The organism is Arthrobacter sp. JCM 19049 (assembly GCF_001310435.1).
This window is the reverse complement of record NZ_BAXF01000007.1, coordinates 1-16,714: the sequence shown is the minus strand read 5'-3', so window position 1 is coordinate 16,714 and position 16,714 is coordinate 1. Positions and strand designations below refer to the sequence as shown.

The window sequence follows — 16,714 nt, the reverse complement described above, 5'->3', positions numbered from 1 at the left end:
TCTGCGACTGCGGGCAGGCACGATGATTTCTGACTCAATCCCGTGGCGCGAGGAGCTTTGGCGCGTAGCCGACCGACTGGAAAAGAAGTCCAAGCAACAGCGTTGGACCGAGCGCAGCAGTTTTTTGGTCGAACGCGACTTCATGACGAGTGCCTACGCTATCCGCAGGCTCAACGAAGCTCATAAGATTTCCGACGACTTGGCGAAGACCAAGGTTCCAGTCATTAGACATAAGCGCATCGGCTCGGTTCCCGACATTTGGAACCGACACGAGATATGGGAGCACTACGACTTAGAGAATGGGGTGCGGGATCACATCACCATCCCGCACATGTGTAACCAACTCATCCATTCGTTCATCTGGTTTCTCAGCGCAACTGAAGACACTGAACTGTTTAATGGCGCGTTCGTCGTCTCAGAGAACGAACGTCACAAGCATCTATACTTCCTTCCCGTTGAAAGTTTGATCGCTCTTTGTCGGAATGTTGCTGCTGAGGACATCGGCTCTGTCCAGTATCAGCGAGGAAGCGATGGGATAATGCGCATCGTCAGCGTCAAAGTCATGGAAGAAGGGAAAAGCTGATCCAGACATGTTGACGTGCAATGCCGCGGCGCGCGCAAGCCATAGGAGTCGTGATCGGTTTTCGAAGTGGGAGCGAATGATCCTCGTGCCCGGTGGGCTCAGACAGTAACTGCGCTCATCAAGTTTTTGAGACAGCTTGATTATCAATAGTCGTGGAATGGTCACTGTTTCGATACATAGTTTGTGGCACTGGGTTTTGCGACTGAATGACCTTGAAAATCTGTTGAGTTCTCAACGGTCGATGATTTTTAGCCCAGCTGGCAGATGAATGTGTCATAAACGACCGTTTTCGGTGCGAAGGAACTTGAGTTCCTAGTTTGGGCAAGACTGCTTAGTCGGCGTCACGCGAGTAGCTTGCGAACTCAATGAGGTTGCCGTCAGGGTCACGTAAATAAACGCTGGACATCGCCCCGAGAGCACCATTCTGGTGGACGGGACCCGCCTCGATTGTCACACCCGCAGACTCCAGCTCCGATTCCTTGTGCGTTAATGCAGGATGAGGGTCTTCCCAGTGGTTCCACGAGACTCAAGCGCCTGGAATGCCTCAGCTACCTGGCGCGTTCAAACCTTTGTCCGACGGTGACGTGGATGCTGCCATCTTGAATCCAGCGGAAGACATCTGCGATTCGGCCATCGATCTCTTCGGGAGTGCGGATGTGGTGCATCACTGTGGGCCGGGTCAGGAACAAAGAGCCGCCAGCGTTCAACCGGTTTACATCGACCGGCTCTACCGGGCCGCCCGCGTTGCCGATCAGAGCGAGCGTCCCTCGAACGCCGAGAGCATCCATGCTGTTGTTGAACGTGGTCTTCCCCACACCGTCATATACAACCGTGGCGCCGTCCCCACCGGTGATCTCGTGGACACGCTCAACGAGGTCACCGTAATCAACGACGTAATCTGCGCCGTTCGCGCGGGCGATTTCGGCCTTTTCCTCACTTGAGGTCGTGCCGATAACGGTGGCACCTTTGAGTTTCGCGATCTGCGTTAAGAGCTGCCCGAGGCCGCCGGCTGCGGCGTGGATCACCACGACGTCGCCTTCGGAGACGGCGTGCGTATCGGTGGTGAGATAGTGGGCGGTAATGCCTGCATGAGCGATGCCGCCGCAACCTCATCCTCAATAGAGTCAGGGAGACCTACCGCCTTCATCTGATCCACCAAGACGTAATCAGAGAAACTTCCCTGTCCTCCTGCCATCCAGCCCACTCGCTGCCCTACTGCGAATCGGGAGACGCCGTCACCAGTGCCCTCAACGACGCCGACACCCTCCACCCTGCAGCAAATGGCGCTTGCAGGGGTGTGGCACCTGTGCGCTGAGACACATCGAGGTAATTCACGCCTGAGACAGTTAGGCGCACGAGCAACTGTCCGTCATCGGGGGTCGGCTTCGGCGCGCTCTCCGACGTGTACACCTCGGGACCGCCGTGCTCTGGTGCTGTGATTGTCGTGATGTACTCGGTCATCTGAGTCTCCCTCGTCAGTCTGTGTGCCGGATAGTGCGTACGGTGCTGACTATACAGGGTTGTTTATGTCGTGCTACAACTGTTCACATGGAACTGCTGCATGACTCATTGGGGAAACTCACCCCTGCTTCGGAGAAGATCCTCGAAACGGCGTCGAAGCTGTTCTACTCGGACGGCATTCATGCCGTAGGTGTGGATCGAATCGCTGAGGAGTCGGGGGTCACCAAGAAGACGCTGTACGAGCGTTTCGGTTCGAAAGAAGGTCTCACGCTCGCGTATCTGCGTCGTCGTGAGGATCAGTGGCGAACGGCGCTTGACCGTCTGCTCGCGCTCCGCCCGGACCCCGGTACTGAACGAATACTGGCCGTCTTTGATGCCGCTGACTTTTGGTATACCGGCGTCTCGACGAAGGGATGCAGCGCGGTCAACGCGAGAGCGGAGTCTGGGCCCGAGTTGACCTCGATTCCTGTGGAGGTCGCTGAGCAGAAGACGTGGATGCTCGACCGTTTTCGCGAACTCTGCGTTGAGGCGGGCTTCCAAGAGGCAGACCAGATATCTCGCTCACTTCTTCTCCTGCTTGAGGGAGCACTGGTGACCCTCGGCACACGATCGTTTAAAGCTCCAATGCAGCAAGCTCGACGCGCGGCCGAAGCGTTGCTGACGGCACACAGTCCTTCTTCACCTGCCCGAAAGGAACCATAGTGACGACTTTGACTGAGGTACTCGACCTCGACGATGCCCGTCGCACCTACACGCCCAAGGCTGATCGCGACGAGGTGCGAAGGAACTACGAATACGACATGGAGCGATTTATCGCTCACTCCAGCACGTCAGATCTCAACCCTGACCCCGTTGCATTAGAAGCGGTCCTGGCATCGGTCTCTCACGCTCTCGAAAAAGGACTCGCCGTAGAGGAGACCCGTGCGGCATTTGGTGCGGGAAAAATCCCGCTGACTCTCGCCGCAGTACGAGAACTGGAAGCACGCGGGCATTCTGGTGTCGTTACTGAGGGAGCGCGCGACTGCATTCGTCAGTACGTTCAACACCACACCGAGCACGGCTTCGAGCTTCCAGCATCCCTGGACGCGGAACTTCGGGCATTCCTATCGGAAGCAGAACCAGGGGGAACCTCCGGAGGGTCGGTTACCCTCACGAGAACCCAAATCAACGCAGCGGTCGACTTTGATTACGACCGGTTCATTCAGTCCCGGTACAGCGTTCGGCACTTCACCGGAGCACCCGTCGAAGCCGCAGACGTAGAGAGAGCAGTTGAGCGAGCGTTGAAGACGCCGAGGGTGTGTAATCGGGAAACTCGACGCGTGCATGTAGCGTACGGGACCGAGCTACGAAACCACCTCCTCACCTACCACCACGGGAACCGTGGATTTGGTCACAAGCTCGGCGCGGTCTTGGTGATTACTTCCGATCTGCGCGGTTTCGACATGATCGGTGAGCGCAATCAGCCGTTCACCGACGGGGGCCTGTTCGCGATGTCGCTGGCATATGCGTTCCACGCTGCCGGTCTCGGAGCATGCATGATGAACTGGTCCGAAGACACGGACCACGATCAACTCCTGCGCAACGAATTCGATATCCCCGAAAACGAGGTCATCGTCACATTCCTGGGCGTCGGGCATCTCCCCGAACAGTTCGAAGTCGCAGCTTCACCCCGACCACAAGTGGGTGAAATTTTGCAGGAGCTGAGGGTACGCCCGAAGTCCTAGAACCCGACTTCCCCGCTGACACAGCGCACTTAACGACGTCGGTCGCCACTGTCCCCATGTGGCTACCGACGTCCAACCTCTTAGCGGGATCGCGAGAGTCCATTTGAAACACGAAGCAACTTCAGCAAGTAGTACACGGGAAACGCCCGCGAGAGGGATCATCGCGTCAGTCGCAGCGTCTGGACTGTTCGCTGGGATCTTCTACCTTGCGAGTTGGTTGGAAACCTCGCCTGCGTACGCGTTCGGATGGCGCGCGGTAGCCACATGCGGGCTCGGCATCGTGCTCTTCTGCAACAGGAAAGGGCTCGCCGCGTTCCTCTCATACTGGCAATCGCTCACTCGCAGCTGGTGGATGCCCCTCGTGTTTCTCGTATTCACCGCCATAGTGGGGCTCCAACTGTGGCTGTTCGTGTGGACCCCGGTAAACGGCTACGCCCTCGACGTTTCTCTGGGATATCTCCTGCTTCCCATCTCACTCGTCCTCATCGGACGGATCGTCTTCAAGGACCGCCTGAGCCCGCTCCAATGGGTCGCAGTGGGTCTTGCGGCAGCAGGGGTAGGGGTGCAGATTGTGTTTACCCAGGCCGTGAGCTGGGTGACACTCGCAATCTGCATCGCTTACGCGATCTATCTCACCGGGCGAAAGTACCTGCGACTCGACCAGGACATCGCATTCTTCATCGAAACCCTTGCGATGACACCCGTCGCGTTCTTCGCGATCACCACCAACACCGCACCACTTTCCACTTTGGGGATCCTCGCCGTCGCAGGTATCGCGATCGCAGGGACGGTGGGAATGCTGGCGTTCTTGAGCGCATCGCGAATCTTGCCGATCCCCATATTTGGTCTTCTGACCTACGTCGAACCAGTACTGCTGTTTCTCGTCGCTGTCGTGCTTGGTGAGCAGCTGGGAAGTGCAGACGTAGCGGTCTATCCAATGATCTTTGCCGCCCTCATGCTCCTAGGGTTTGATGGACTAAGAACAATGAGGCACCACCACAAAACGGCTTAACGCCGACAACGAACTTCGGCCGCCAAGACGGCCGCGCATTCTGTTTGATTTATTCGTTTGAAGCCGAAGGCAGCATACGTCCGCTCCCCTCCATAGCAACCCAGCCGACCGCTACGCGCTCCGCCTCGACGTGTCATGCTCCCGCGTCTCTCGCTCCGCTCGGCCACGCGTGCCCGAGACTCTGAATTGCCGTTCCGGCACACTCCTGAGCGATGCGAGGCATCTTCAAACGAAGAAAAAATGAAGATGAGGAGCAGAGAACATGAGCACTACCGTCTACACCAAGCCCGGATGCGTCCAGTGCACCGCAACCCACCGAACACTCGACAACAAAGGCATCACCTACGAAACCGTAGACCTCACCACCAACCACAAAGCCCTCGAAACCATCAAAAAACTCGGATACCTCCAAGCCCCCGTCATCATCACCGACAACGACCACTGGTCAGGCTTCCGCCCCGACAAAATCGCAGCACTCGTATGACTGACCGGAAACCACCGTTTCCGAGTCATTTCGAAGTTCCCTTTGCCCTAGAGTCGATCGGCCAAGAACTCGCGGTAAGCGTCGATAACCCCGTCGGCCAGTAAAGCGCGTGGCCAGAGGATCGCAGTGGCGGTACCAATCAGCTCGGAGTCGTCCACGACGGGCCGTGCCATGGAATGAACCGCTTCTACCTGGTGACCGTCAGGGCATCCCCGAAGATGCCTCGATATGTGTGGGCTGTTTCTGCCATATCGACGTTTCGATCATGCTCACCAGCGAGGAGCAACCAGGGAGTTCCGCGAGTGGCGGCGCGGGTCAGCTCACCTGTCGCATCAACAGCGAAGTTTTTGGACACGAATTCCCACCGTGCCGGCGTCATAGGGTCGGTTGTCGTGCCGACGTACTCTTCGTAGCTTGCCCCGGCAGCCAGTAGCGCATCGACGCGCTGGCTTTCCGCTGAGGCTAGAGCACGCGCCTCTGGGGATGCCGCATTATGGTCAAGTTCCGCCTCGAGGTTGAACCGACCCTGTCGAAGCCAGTTCACGGCTGTTCCAACTGCCACGACGCCATCTATATCGTCTCGGTCTGCGACGACTGTAGGTAGCACCCAGCCTGCTTGGCTCGCGCCCCAAAGCACCAACGTTGAGGTAGGGATCTCGGGCTGCTTGCGCGCCCAGACGATTGCGGTTTCCACTTCTTTCGCGCGATCGGACATGCTTTGCGAGAGCCAATCACCAGACGAGCCGCCGACCCCGGGCTTGCTCCACGATAATGTTGCGTAACCGCTTGCCGCAGCGCCATCGAACCAGGGGCCGTAAAGGCCTCCCTGGGTCGCATCGACCGGGCCATCCCCGTGGATCATGACGACCAGCCCCCGGGCCTCGGCGTTCTTCGGAGTCTTCAGCACACCAGCAAGATACCCCTCTTCTGTTGGGATCAGCACCTCGCGTTCCTCGAAATCGTATGAGTTACCAATGGCGGCAACCCCCATCGCCGCGATCGCCAGGCGACGAGGGAAACAACCGTCATTGCCAGAACTCGGAAAACTATCTTCATGTGCACGATCGTACATGTTGAGATAGATTTATGTCATGGTGATTCAAGTTGGACACGGCTTCTCAGATGATGAACGCCCGTCCGTTGCGGAGCTCTACTGGCAGGCATTCCGCCGCAAACTTAGGTCCGCATTTTCCTCGGATGAGCGTGGGCTCTCGATTGTCAGGGTATCCCTGCGCAGCGACCGCACTTTCGTAGCCCGCACTAACGCAGGAATTGTGGGCATGTGCGGTTACCGGCAAGCCGGTATTGGTGCAGTGTCTCCAACATTTCGAATGCTGCGTGGCGAGCTGCCGATTTCGGCTGCGCTGCGCGCCACGCTTGTGCTCTCGCCGCTGGCGCGCTCATACGTGAGCGATGTGCTGGTGCTTGACGGGATTTGCGTCGCGGACGAGCAGCGTGGACGTGGGACAGGTACTGCTCTTCTGGAAGCCGCGGGCGGCTATGCCCGTGCTTCGGGTTTGCGCGCGGTCCGACTGTCTGTTGTCGACACCAACCCCCGTGCTGAGGCGCTCTATCGACGACGGGGATTCCTCCCCGTCGACGGCGGCACAATGGGGCCACTGGCATCGATCTACGGTTTTGACCGCTACATCACGATGGAGAAAGAGGTAAGCCAATGAGCCCCGTCACCGCTCGAACAGTCGTCGAGGCGTTTCTGCCACTCAGGGGAGACGTGTCGCTGGCCGCTGTGTACGACGCGGCAAATGCCGCGGGGATCGACGATCAGACACTGCGCCTTGCAATTCGAAGGATGCAATCTGCAGGCGACCTGCGGCAAGAGGGACGTGGACGAGCCGGTCGTCTTGTGATGACCGCTGCTGGGCGCAAGCGCATCATGCATGATCGCCTCGCACTGGAGCTCGCCGCGGCCCAAGACGCGGGAAAGGTGAGCTGGGACGGGGCGTGGCGTCTCTTCACGCTCAGCGTCCCCGAACGCGACCGCGCCATGCGCGACGCTCTACGACGCATGCTCATCGCTTCCGGAGCGGCATCACTATCGGCCGGGGTCTTCGTTAGCCCTCACGACCTTAGTGCTCTCCTTCCCGCTCAGGCTGAACAGTTCATGGTTACGGCACGTATGACCGACCTCAACGTGCGAGGAGTCCGCGATCCGATTGCGATCACAGAGACCCTCTGGCCCGCAGCTCCCGTTGACGCTGGCTATGACGCCGTCGATCAGGCCCTAACGGCGGACAACCCGAATGTGTGCGCTGACGTACGACTCCTTTTCCTGGCAGCCGCTCTTGAAGACGCGATCCGTGACGACCCACTCATCCCGCCAGAGCTGCGTCCTCTGCCGTGGCGCCCCGCCCAGCTGCGCCAGCAATGGATGCAGCGATGGAAGGAAATCGGTCCCGCCATCGCATACGCGGAATGGCCTATCGCTGACAGCTGAGCAGCTGCATTCGGTCTTTCTCGTCGTGCGTCGAAAACAGTAGTTCTCCTGACAGAACCCATATTGAGACGCTGCTCTTGCCGGATATGATCAGGTCGTGGTCACTAGAAAAATAGCTGGATTTCTCACTGTCGCGACAATGGCTGCTACAATCCTCAGTGGATGCGCCGAGTCTAAGAGTTCTGTCACGGTTTCCGACGAGTGCGCTCAGTCCCTGGAAAGCCTCGCCGTGGCGAATACCAATGAACTTCTTAGTGATCAACAAGCAAACAACTACGACCTCGCCACGCTACGGGCGTGCCAGAGCGCGGAAGAATACATTGAAGCAGTTCTGAAGAACCCGCAAGCTTTAGGATTTGGATCGTTGGACCGAAGCCAGGTCCTTGAATATGGCATAGGGGTTTCCTGTTCCACGTTAGATGCACAGAACAAAACTCCAGTATGCGCCGACGCGCAAACGGCTAAGCTCTTCAATTACTAAGCACGACTCTCAACGACAGTTCCCCAAACGGAACTCCTGCGTCGCTAATCGACGTTTCCTAGCGCGTTCTCGAAGAAGCCTCAGACGTGTCAAAAACGAAGGTTTTTGAGACTGTACACGAGTCCCAATACACAGCAGTTTCAGCAGATGTGATCCTACTTCGGGGTTACAGTGCTTCGAGCCGCGCAACATTGTCCTTTACCACAGCCTTGAAGTCCCCACCTGACGCCGCGAATACCTGGCGCTGCAGTTGGTATTCCCCACCGCGGTCGATGATATCCAGGACGCTGGCCAGTTCCTCAGCACAGCCCAGCCGGTCGGCTACCGGCATGAGCCGCTTGACCTCCTGGCGCAGGTGGTCGGTCACCAGCATCTCGTCCCCCTGTGCATTAAGAATGATGATCGCGTCCAGCCCATAGCGGGCGGCACGCCACTTGTTCTCAGTACGGAACCAGCGGGGCATGACCGGGATCTTGTACCCGGCTTCCAGGCTCAACGACATGTCGTGCACCAGGCATTGGGTTAGCGCAGTGATTGCCTTGATATCGGCAATGCTGCTTACTCCGTCACAGATGCGCATTTCCACAGTGCCCAGCCGCGGCACCGGACGCACGTCCCAGCGAATCTCTGAGACGTCATCGATGACTCCGGTGTGCATCATGTCCCCAACGTGGGATTCATATTCGGCCCAGTCATTGAAATGGTAGGGGATGCCAGCGGCGGGCAGCTGCTGGAAGAGCAGGGAGCGCTGTGAAGCGTAGCCGGTATCCTCCCCGCCCCAGTAGGGGCTGGAGGCGGTCAACGCCTGAAAGTGCGGCTGGTAGTTGATCAGACCGTCGGTGATCGGCAGCGCCTTGTCGCGGCTGTCCACGCCCACGTGGACATGCACCCCGTAGATCACCATCTGCCGCCCCCACCACTGGGTGCGGTCAATCAGCTTGGCGTAGCGGTCCTTGTCGGTCACCGGCTGAAGGGTGGGTGCCGCGAAGGGGTGGGAGCCAGCGCAATACAGGTCCACGCCCAGCGGATTGGTGACCTCGGTCAGCAACCGGACGTTTTGGCACAGTTCCTCGGCGGCCTCGGCCACCGTGTGATGCACGCCGGTCACCACTTCCACCGTGTTCAACAGCAGTTCTGGCTTGATGGTGGGGTGCTCCTCATCGGGGGCGATCCCGTCACGTTCCTTGACCGCGGCGAGAACCTCTTCGGCCACCGAGCACAGATCGGCGGTCTGCTGGTTCACCAGGGCGATTTCCCATTCGACGCCGATGGTTGACTGCTCGGACTGGGCAAAGTCGATCTTCTGCACGGCACTCCTTGAATCCGCGGTGGTGCGGGCGTGCCGGATGTCTTGCCGACGGCCGCCCCACAGGCCAGTGTGGTTACTTCAAACTAGTTCATTTTCGCGCACGTGCGCTCCAATCGGCCGGTGACGGGCCGCAGGGAGGGCAAATCGCGTGAAGGTTACGCCCCGGTGATGGCTTCAACCTCGATGGCCAGGCGCTTGTCGCCAACCTGGCCAGCACCAGTGTCGCGTGTTTTTGGCGCTCTTCGGGACTCCGGACAGAAGAATCCTCCGCAGCTCTTCGGGGGTGACGTCCACCCCGCGCTTCTTGATCTCCAGCTGACCAATCTGGTTTGCCTTGACCCAGCTACGCAGCTTCTTGATGTTGTAGTCGTGCACCTTGATCACCTTGTATCCGCGGGCGAAGGGAGTCTCCAGCGGCTTCTCATGCGTGAAGTAGGCAATGTGCTCATCGAGCAGGGTGCCGCCGGTCTGCTGGAGCAGTTCGGCGATCAGGTGCGAACGGATCACCGCGCCATCCGGCTCGTAGATGTAGTTGGAAAGTTCGCCCACCGGAGCGGTGGCGCCCTGCTCGGCGGGGAGCGGGGAGGTCAGTTCGTGGGCGCCGTCCTTGTCAATGACCAGCGCGGCGCGTTTCACCTCGGGACGGGCCAGACGGCCGAACCACAGACAGGCTTCTATGACCGAGCCGTGATCGGAGATCCATACGGCCTCGGCGGTGGCTGGAATGGCCTCATGCGGCACGCCGGGTCCCAGCTTCACTCCCACATCCTTGCCCGCATCCACCAGGGCTTCGACAAAGGACAGGGGAGGGGAGAAGGACTCGGGGTCGAAGATGCGCTTGGTGGTGCCGTTGGCTTCGGTGCGTCGGGCAGGATCCAGCCAGACCCATCCACCGCTTCCAAATCCACATCCTCGGCCTGACCATGCACCACGGTCGCCTGCGGGAACGGCATCAAATTCAGTGTCAGTGCCGCGGCGGTGGTTTCATCACGCTCCACGGCGGTGACCTTCAGCTCCGCGCTGGCCAGGGCGATGGCGTCTGCGCCGATGCCGCTGCCCAGATCCGCTACATGGGTGCACCCGGCTTCCACGAAGCGGCGGGCATGCAGTCCGCCAATCATCAACCGGGTGGCCTGTTCCAGCCTGCCGGCGTGAAGATCAGTGAGTCGGCAAAGGGACCGAATTTCACCCTGCCCCGATAGCGCAACTGCGACTGGGCGACGACGGCGCGCACAACCGCAGGGTCATGCCCTTCTTTGCGCAGTTTTTCATTCAGTGCCCATGCCGCATCCTTGCTGGCGAGCATCGAGGGTCGATGCTCGCCAGTAATTGCCATCTCGGGGGAGAGCAGGGCAGCGAACTGGTCATTCAGTGCGGAGTCATTGGAGGCCTGGGGCATGAATCCAGAGTATCGGAGAACCCTTTACGGGCGCTGACGCCCATCAGCAGCCAACCAGCCAGGCTTCCCCTGGGACTGACACTCGGGCGCGAATACTGACGGGGGCTCGGCCCGCGCATAACGGGCGAGACGGTGGCCAGCAGCCCGAACTGGCTCGTCTTGGTGTTACTTTCTTCACGCTCAAATTCAGGCTCCCGCACCAGATAGGGGATCTTGCTCACCCTCACGCGCTTGGTCTCAGGCGTTGGCGGTATTGTCTGCAACGTCGTCAAACACGTTCATGCGACAGAAGTGCTTCACCAAAAGTTCATCGTCGCGGAAGTTACAGCAGTATTTGCTAATGCTCAGGGGATCGGATTCGAGTGAACGCCGGGGGAAGAATATAATTCCGCGCCGCGTTGAGCCGCAAGGACGTCGTTGACATCCAGCGTCGATACGTCACCGCTGCGGAGCTTGTGATGCAGAAGTGACGTTTAGAACGACAGAAGCTAGCTCGGCGCCCAAATGCGCCGATCGAACAGAACCAAGGAACACCACGAGCATGACTTTGACCCAGCCGTCCGGCGGAGCGAGCGCGCGAGCCGCTGCCCGTCGTGCCGCCGTAGGGGCACCGTGGGCGGGGGAATATGACATATTTGCGTCATATTTTGGGCTGCCGCTCCTGCATTTGTCGCGCAATTGCCGTAGCTGGCCGGTCGGGGAAAACCCGTTGTGGCGGCCAGATAAGGCCGTCGCGCCGAGCTTGCCCGCTGATGAAGCGTCCTTGACGCCTTCCGACCAGCCACAGCAATGCTGTGTCTTGGCTCACGACAGCATCACGAAAACCCTTCCTGTCACTGGCGCTCGAATGGACCCGTTTTCGCCAGGCGAAGTTGCGGGCTATCTTTTGCCCGCCCGAACTGAATCCCGGCTTGCCCGCAGGTCGCCGGCCTCGCCTCCGCGACCCCGAACCGTGAGCGCCAAGTACTTTAATCGATCCACTACTCAGGCTGTGACCGAGGTCGCACTCGGTGAAGGAAATGGTGTTGTATGTCACCGATGAGCAAAACAAGCGTGGAAACCCAGGAACAGAGGCCGGCTTCTTCGCTCGGTGACCAGGCAACGCTGCCAGGCGCACCGTGTGGAGACCAGGAGCCAGATAAGAAACTGCGGCGCTCCCTAGGCAGCCGCCACCTGCAGATGATCGCCATTGGCGGTTCCATCGGCACCGGATTGTTCGTCGCCTCCGGCGGCACCATTTCCCAGGCCGGTCCCGGTGGTGCACTCGTGGCCTACGCGGCGGTGGGCCTGATGGTCTACCTGCTGATGCAGTCCCTGGGGGAGATGGCGGCCAAGATCCCGGTCGCGGGCTCCTTCCAGACCTTCGCCACCCGCTTCGTCTCCCCGTCCTTCGGGTTCGCGATCGGCTGGAACTACTGGTTCAACTGGGCCATCACCGTGGCCGCCGAACTGGTGGCGGCCGGAATCGTCATGAACTTCTGGCTGCCCGGGGTTCCGGGCTGGATCTGGGCAGCGGTCTTCCTGGCCCTGCTGACCGGCCTGAATGCACTGTCGGCCAAGGCCTCGGTGAGGGGGAGTTCTGGCTGGCGCTGATCAAGGTGGTCACGGTGATCGCCTTCCTCATCGCCGGTGTGCTGATGATCTTCGGGGTCATCGGTCAGGGACAGTCCGGGTTCGGACAGTGGAGCAACCCAGATGACGTCTTCCACGGCGGCTTTGTCTCCATCATCGCCGTGTTCATGATCGCCGGCTTCTCCTTCCAGGGCACCGAGCTGGTCGGCGTGGCCGCCGGAGAGGCCAAGAACCCGCGCCGCGAGGTGCCCCGGGCCATCCGCACCGTCTTCTGGCGCATCATGCTCTTCTACATTGGTGCCATCTTCATCATCGGCACCCTGGTGCCGTTGACCGACCCGAGCCTGTTGGCCTCCGGGGAGGCGGACGTGGCCGCCAGCCCGTTCACCATGGTCTTTGAGCGCGCCGGCATCGCCTTCGCCGCCGCCTGATGAACGCCGTCATCCTCACCGCCATCCTCTCGGCCGGCAACTCGGGGCTGTACGCCTCGACCCGCATGCTCTACTCCATGGCGCTGGATGGCAAGGCGCCGAAGGTCTTCGGCAAGCTGAACCGCCGCGGCGTGCCGATGCCGGCGCTGCTGGCCACCGCGTCAGTGGGCCTGTTCGGCTTCCTGACCGCGATTGTTGGCCAGGGTGCGGCCTACGCCTGGCTGCTGAACGTCTCCGGACTGTGCGGGTTCATAGTCTGGGCGGGCATAGCCATCTCCCACTACCGGTTCCGCCGCGGCTTCCTGGCCCAGGGACACTCGGTCAGCGAGCTGCCCTACAAGGCGGCCCTGTTCCCGATCGGCCGCTGGTGGCCTTCGCGGTGCTGATCCTGGTGATCGCCGGGCAGAACTACGAGGCGGTGCTGGCCGGGCGGGGCATGGAGGTGCTATCGGCCTACATCGGATCCCGCTGTTCCTGGCGCTGTGGCTCGGCCACCGCATGCTCACCAAGTCCAAGGTGGTTCCACTGAAGGACATGGACCTGTCCTCCCCGGAGGATGCTGGCCTGGTCGAGGTGGACCCGCGCTAACCCCGATTCTCCGCTCTTCGCGCTGACCCGGATCCGGCCTGCCGCCGGGTCCGGGTCAGCTGTCAGTGAACCAGAAGCAACACGAATCCCGATCATTAGCACTCGCCTTGACCGAGTGCTAATTTTCGTCCTAAAGTCATCAATGGATGCAGTACCCGATCCCGATCGGGCGCGGCAGTCCATGCCTTACTGGATATGACCAACTGGCACCGCGACGACGGTTGGAGCAATGCCACGGGGCGTTACCGTTTTTTCCATTGGTTCATAAACGAAAAGGAGAGACTGTGTCTGTCTCTATCAAGCCACTCGAAGACCGCATTGTCATCAAGCAGGTCGAAGCCGAAACCACCACCGCCTCCGGCCTGGTGATCCCGGACTCCGCCAAGGAGAAGCCGCAGGAAGGCACCGTTGTGGCCGTTGGACCGGGTCGCATTGACGACAACGGCAACCGCGTTCCGCTGGACGTCAACGAAGGCGACGTCGTGCTGTACTCGAAGTACGGGGGCACCGAGGTCAAGGTCGGCGCCGAGGAGTACCTGGTGCTCTCGGCCCGCGACGTGCTGGCAGTTGTCGTCAAGTAACGTCACCCACCTTTCGTAGCCGACCGAGCCCCGCACAGTGAGACCCTCGCGATTCGGGGCTTTGCGTCGCTTACGACCCAAGAATTCATAGGGAGTCAATGCATGGCCAAGCAGCTAGCATTCAACGAGGAAGCACGCCGTGCCCTCGAGGCGGGCATCGATAAGCTCGCCGACACCGTGAAGGTGACCCTGGGCCCACGCGGGCGCAACGTCGTGTTGGCCAAGAGCTGGGGCGCACCGACCATCACCAATGACGGGGTGACCATCGCCCGGGACATCGACCTGGACGACGCCTACGAAAACCTTGGCGCACAGCTGGCCAAGGAAGTGGCCACCAAGACCAACGACGTGGCCGGTGACGGCACCACCACCGCCACCGTGCTGGCACAGGCACTGGTGAAGGAAGGCCTGAAGAACGTGGCCGCCGGCGCCGCCCCGGGCGATATCCGCAAGGGCATCGAACTGGCCACCGAGATCGTCGCCGCCCGCCTGGCGAAGAACGCCGTGGACGTGGAGGACAAGGTCGCCAACGTGGCCGCCATCTCCGCCCAGGACGAGGAAATCGGCGAACTGCTCGCCGAGGCCTTCAAGACCGTGGGCACCGACGGGGTCATCACCATCGAAGAGTCCTCCACGACCGCCACCGAACTGGTGGTCACCGAGGGCATGCAGTTCGACAAGGGCTACCTTTCCCCGCAGTTCGTGACCGACACCGACCGCCAGGAAGCCGTCCTGGAGGACGCGCTGATCCTGATCAACCCGGGCAAGATCTCCACCGTGCAGAGTTCCTGCCGCTGCTGGAGAAGGTCCTGGAAACCAAGAAGCCGCTGCTGATCATCGCCGAGGACGTGGAGGGCGAAGCCCTGTCCACCCTGGTGGTCAACAAGCTGCGCGGCCTGCTGAACGTGGTGGCCGTCAAGGCCCCGGGCTTCGGCGACCGCCGCAAGGCCATGATGCAGGACATCGCCATCCTCACCGGCGCCAGGTCGTCTCCTCGGAGCTGGGTCTGTCGCTGGACCAGGTCGGCACTGAGGTGCTCGGCTCGGCCCGCCGCGTGACCATCACCAAGGACTCGACCACCATCGTGGACGGCTCCGGATCCGATGAGGACGTCGCCGAGCGCGTCTCGCAGCTGAAGGCCGAACTGGATCGCACCGATTCGGAATGGGACCGCGAGAAGCTCTCCGAGCGCCTGGCCAAGCTGGCCGGCGGCATCGGCGTGATCAAGGTCGGCGCCGCCACCGAGGTGGAGCTGAAGGAGCGCAAGCACCGCATCGAGGACGCCGTGTCCTCCACCCGTGCGGCGCTGGAAGAGGGCATCGTCGCCGGTGGCGGTACCGCCCTGGTGGACGCCCTCTCCGCCCTGGATGAGGACGAGCGCGCCACCTCTGCGGCCGGCGATGTGCCGCGGGTGTGGCCATCGTGCGCCGCGCCTGGTCAAGCCGGCCTACTGGATCGCCACCAACGCCGGCTTTGACGGCTCCGTGGTGGTTTCCAAGGTCGCCGAGTCCCCGGCCAACGAGGCTTCAACGCCAAGAGCGGGCAGTACGAGAACCTGCTGCACGCCGGTGTCATCGACCCGGTGAAGGTGACTCGTTCGGCGCTGCACAACGCCGCGTCGATTGCCTCGCTGGTGCTGACCACCGAGACCCTGGTGGCTGAGAAGCCCGCCGAGGACGAGGAAGCAGCCCACGCCCACTAGGGACGGCAACACCTAAGGCCAACGGCCCCGGAACCGCAGCTGCTGTGGCAGCAGCTTCCGGGGCCGTTGCCGTATCCGGGGAGGTGGAAGCCCGGTTCTGTCACGATTCGATAACGATCTTTGATAGGATCAGGGGTCACCTAGTGTTCCCTGGACCCCACGGTGGGGTCCGAACCGGGCCCGGGCACCCTCCGGCGCCCACCCCTGACCCCGTTTTCTTATGAGCCACAACAGTTCCACTTCCCTTCACCCCCGGCCCGCGGCGGCACCTCGTCCGGCCGGTTCCGGCTACCGCATGGACCTGCAGGGGCTGCGCGCCCTGGCCGTGCTGCTGGTGATGTGCTACCACTTCTGGTTCGACAAGGTCTCCGGCGGCGTGGACATCTTCCTGATGCTTTCCGCGTTCTTCATGACCGCCTCCATGGCCCGGCAGATCGAGTCCGGCCGCTGGCCGAACCCGGTGCGTTATTGGCTCAAGACCTTCTCCCGGCTGGTGGGTCTGGCCGCGGTGGTGATCGCCGTGGTGGTGGTTGCGGCCTGGGCGTTCATGCCCGGCACCCGCTGGCAACAGATCATGGACGAGGCCACCGCCTCCCTGCTATACCGGCAGAACTGGCAGCTGGCCGAGGCGAACGTGGACTACTACGCGTTCAACACCTCCGCCGCCTCACCGCTGCAGCACTTCTGGTCATTGTCCGTCCAGGGACAGATCTTCATCATCTGGCCGCTGCTGCTGCTGGCCTGCGCCTGATCTGGCGCCGCTTCTTCTGCCGCCACCGCTTCAGCACGGTGGCGCTGGTAATGTTCGGAATCGTCTTCGCCCTCTCCCTGGGCTACTCGGTCCACCTGACCCAGGTGAACCAGCCGCTGGCCTATTTCCACACCGGCACCCGGATGTGGGAGTTCGCGCTGGGCTCCATGGTGGCCCTGGC

The 16,714-nt window shown here is 61.0% G+C and carries 16 protein-coding genes and 2 pseudogenes; 11 read left to right on the top strand and 7 right to left on the bottom strand.

Annotated elements, in window-relative coordinates:
* The first annotated feature begins 22 nt into the window (after positions 1-22).
* The gene (locus JCM19049_RS01050; RefSeq protein WP_054820532.1) at positions 23-583 is read left to right on the top strand and encodes a hypothetical protein; all 561 of its coding nucleotides are present in this window, start codon (positions 23-25) and stop codon (positions 581-583) included.
* A 548-nt stretch (positions 584-1,131) separates the two neighbouring features.
* Here the strand turns inward: JCM19049_RS01050 and JCM19049_RS01045 are convergent.
* Together JCM19049_RS01045 and JCM19049_RS22930 are read right to left on the bottom strand one after the other, a co-directional pair.
* On the bottom strand, positions 1,132-1,611 hold the full coding sequence (locus tag JCM19049_RS01045; RefSeq protein ID WP_054820531.1) for a zinc-binding dehydrogenase: 480 nt from the start codon (positions 1,609-1,611) through the stop codon (positions 1,132-1,134).
* Complete coding sequence (locus tag JCM19049_RS22930) at positions 1,605-1,853, bottom strand: alcohol dehydrogenase catalytic domain-containing protein (protein WP_374700195.1); 249 nt, start codon at positions 1,851-1,853, stop codon at positions 1,605-1,607. Before JCM19049_RS22930 ends, JCM19049_RS01045 begins: the two co-directional genes overlap by 7 nt.
* A gap of 278 nt (positions 1,854-2,131) precedes the next feature.
* Between JCM19049_RS22930 and JCM19049_RS01040 the strand changes: the two genes are divergently transcribed.
* The 4 genes from JCM19049_RS01040 to nrdH all read left to right on the top strand — a co-directional run bounded on the left by JCM19049_RS01040 (position 2,132) and on the right by nrdH (position 5,264).
* Positions 2,132-2,746, top strand: coding sequence for a TetR/AcrR family transcriptional regulator (locus tag JCM19049_RS01040; protein WP_054820530.1), 615 nt, complete (start codon positions 2,132-2,134; stop codon positions 2,744-2,746).
* Between the two features lie 8 nt (positions 2,747-2,754).
* On the top strand, positions 2,755-3,768 hold the full coding sequence (locus tag JCM19049_RS01035; protein ID WP_279402169.1) for a nitroreductase family protein: 1,014 nt from the start codon (positions 2,755-2,757) through the stop codon (positions 3,766-3,768).
* Between the two features lie 58 nt (positions 3,769-3,826).
* Positions 3,827-4,780, top strand: a complete 954-nt coding sequence (gene rarD / locus JCM19049_RS01030) for an EamA family transporter RarD (RefSeq protein WP_279402168.1) — start codon at positions 3,827-3,829, stop codon at positions 4,778-4,780.
* 262 nt (positions 4,781-5,042) lie between these two features.
* Positions 5,043-5,264 carry a glutaredoxin-like protein NrdH gene (gene nrdH, locus JCM19049_RS01025; protein WP_054820528.1) on the top strand — a complete coding sequence of 74 codons (222 nt, stop codon included), beginning with the start codon at positions 5,043-5,045 and terminating at the stop codon, positions 5,262-5,264.
* Between the two features lie 187 nt (positions 5,265-5,451).
* On the opposite strand, the gene JCM19049_RS01020 is transcribed toward nrdH, so the two are convergent.
* On the bottom strand, positions 5,452-6,336 hold the full coding sequence (locus JCM19049_RS01020) for a S9 family peptidase (RefSeq protein ID WP_279402167.1): 885 nt from the start codon (positions 6,334-6,336) through the stop codon (positions 5,452-5,454).
* Between the two features lie 19 nt (positions 6,337-6,355).
* Between JCM19049_RS01020 and JCM19049_RS01015 the strand changes: the two genes are divergently transcribed.
* Both JCM19049_RS01015 and JCM19049_RS01010 read left to right on the top strand, forming a co-directional pair.
* Positions 6,356-6,943, top strand: coding sequence for a GNAT family N-acetyltransferase (locus JCM19049_RS01015; RefSeq protein WP_279402166.1), 588 nt, complete (start codon positions 6,356-6,358; stop codon positions 6,941-6,943).
* The gene (locus tag JCM19049_RS01010) at positions 6,940-7,719 is read left to right on the top strand and encodes a PaaX family transcriptional regulator (RefSeq protein ID WP_054820527.1); all 780 of its coding nucleotides are present in this window, start codon (positions 6,940-6,942) and stop codon (positions 7,717-7,719) included. Before JCM19049_RS01015 ends, JCM19049_RS01010 begins: the two co-directional genes overlap by 4 nt.
* 647 nt (positions 7,720-8,366) lie before the next feature.
* On the opposite strand, the gene JCM19049_RS01005 is transcribed toward JCM19049_RS01010, so the two are convergent.
* From JCM19049_RS01005 to JCM19049_RS17685, 4 genes are all read right to left on the bottom strand, one after another.
* The gene (locus JCM19049_RS01005; RefSeq protein WP_054820526.1) at positions 8,367-9,509 is read right to left on the bottom strand and encodes a glutamate--cysteine ligase; all 1,143 of its coding nucleotides are present in this window, start codon (positions 9,507-9,509) and stop codon (positions 8,367-8,369) included.
* A 174-nt stretch (positions 9,510-9,683) separates the two neighbouring features.
* Positions 9,684-10,292, bottom strand: a complete 609-nt coding sequence (locus JCM19049_RS17695) for a hypothetical protein (RefSeq protein WP_279402165.1) — start codon at positions 10,290-10,292, stop codon at positions 9,684-9,686.
* A complete protein-coding gene (locus JCM19049_RS17690; protein WP_279402164.1) occupies positions 10,265-10,633 on the bottom strand; it encodes a hypothetical protein in 369 nt (122 codons plus the stop codon). The genes JCM19049_RS17695 and JCM19049_RS17690 overlap by 28 nt, the downstream gene beginning before the upstream one ends.
* On the bottom strand, positions 10,630-10,908 hold the full coding sequence (locus JCM19049_RS17685) for a hypothetical protein (protein WP_279402163.1): 279 nt from the start codon (positions 10,906-10,908) through the stop codon (positions 10,630-10,632). Before JCM19049_RS17685 ends, JCM19049_RS17690 begins: the two co-directional genes overlap by 4 nt.
* 1,038 nt (positions 10,909-11,946) lie before the next feature.
* Here JCM19049_RS17685 and JCM19049_RS00995 point away from each other — a divergent pair.
* The 4 genes and pseudogenes from JCM19049_RS00995 to JCM19049_RS00980 all read left to right on the top strand — a co-directional run bounded on the left by JCM19049_RS00995 (position 11,947) and on the right by JCM19049_RS00980 (position 16,533).
* Positions 11,947-13,499: pseudogene (locus tag JCM19049_RS00995) on the top strand (amino acid permease).
* Positions 13,500-13,783: 284 nt separating this feature from the next.
* The gene (gene groES, locus JCM19049_RS00990) at positions 13,784-14,080 is read left to right on the top strand and encodes a co-chaperone GroES (protein ID WP_054820525.1); all 297 of its coding nucleotides are present in this window, start codon (positions 13,784-13,786) and stop codon (positions 14,078-14,080) included.
* Positions 14,081-14,182: 102 nt separating this feature from the next.
* A pseudogene (gene groL / locus JCM19049_RS22925) lies at positions 14,183-15,782 on the top strand (chaperonin GroEL).
* Between the two features lie 295 nt (positions 15,783-16,077).
* Positions 16,078-16,533, top strand: a complete 456-nt coding sequence (locus JCM19049_RS00980; protein WP_279402160.1) for an acyltransferase — start codon at positions 16,078-16,080, stop codon at positions 16,531-16,533.
* Positions 16,534-16,714: the final 181 nt, after the last annotated feature.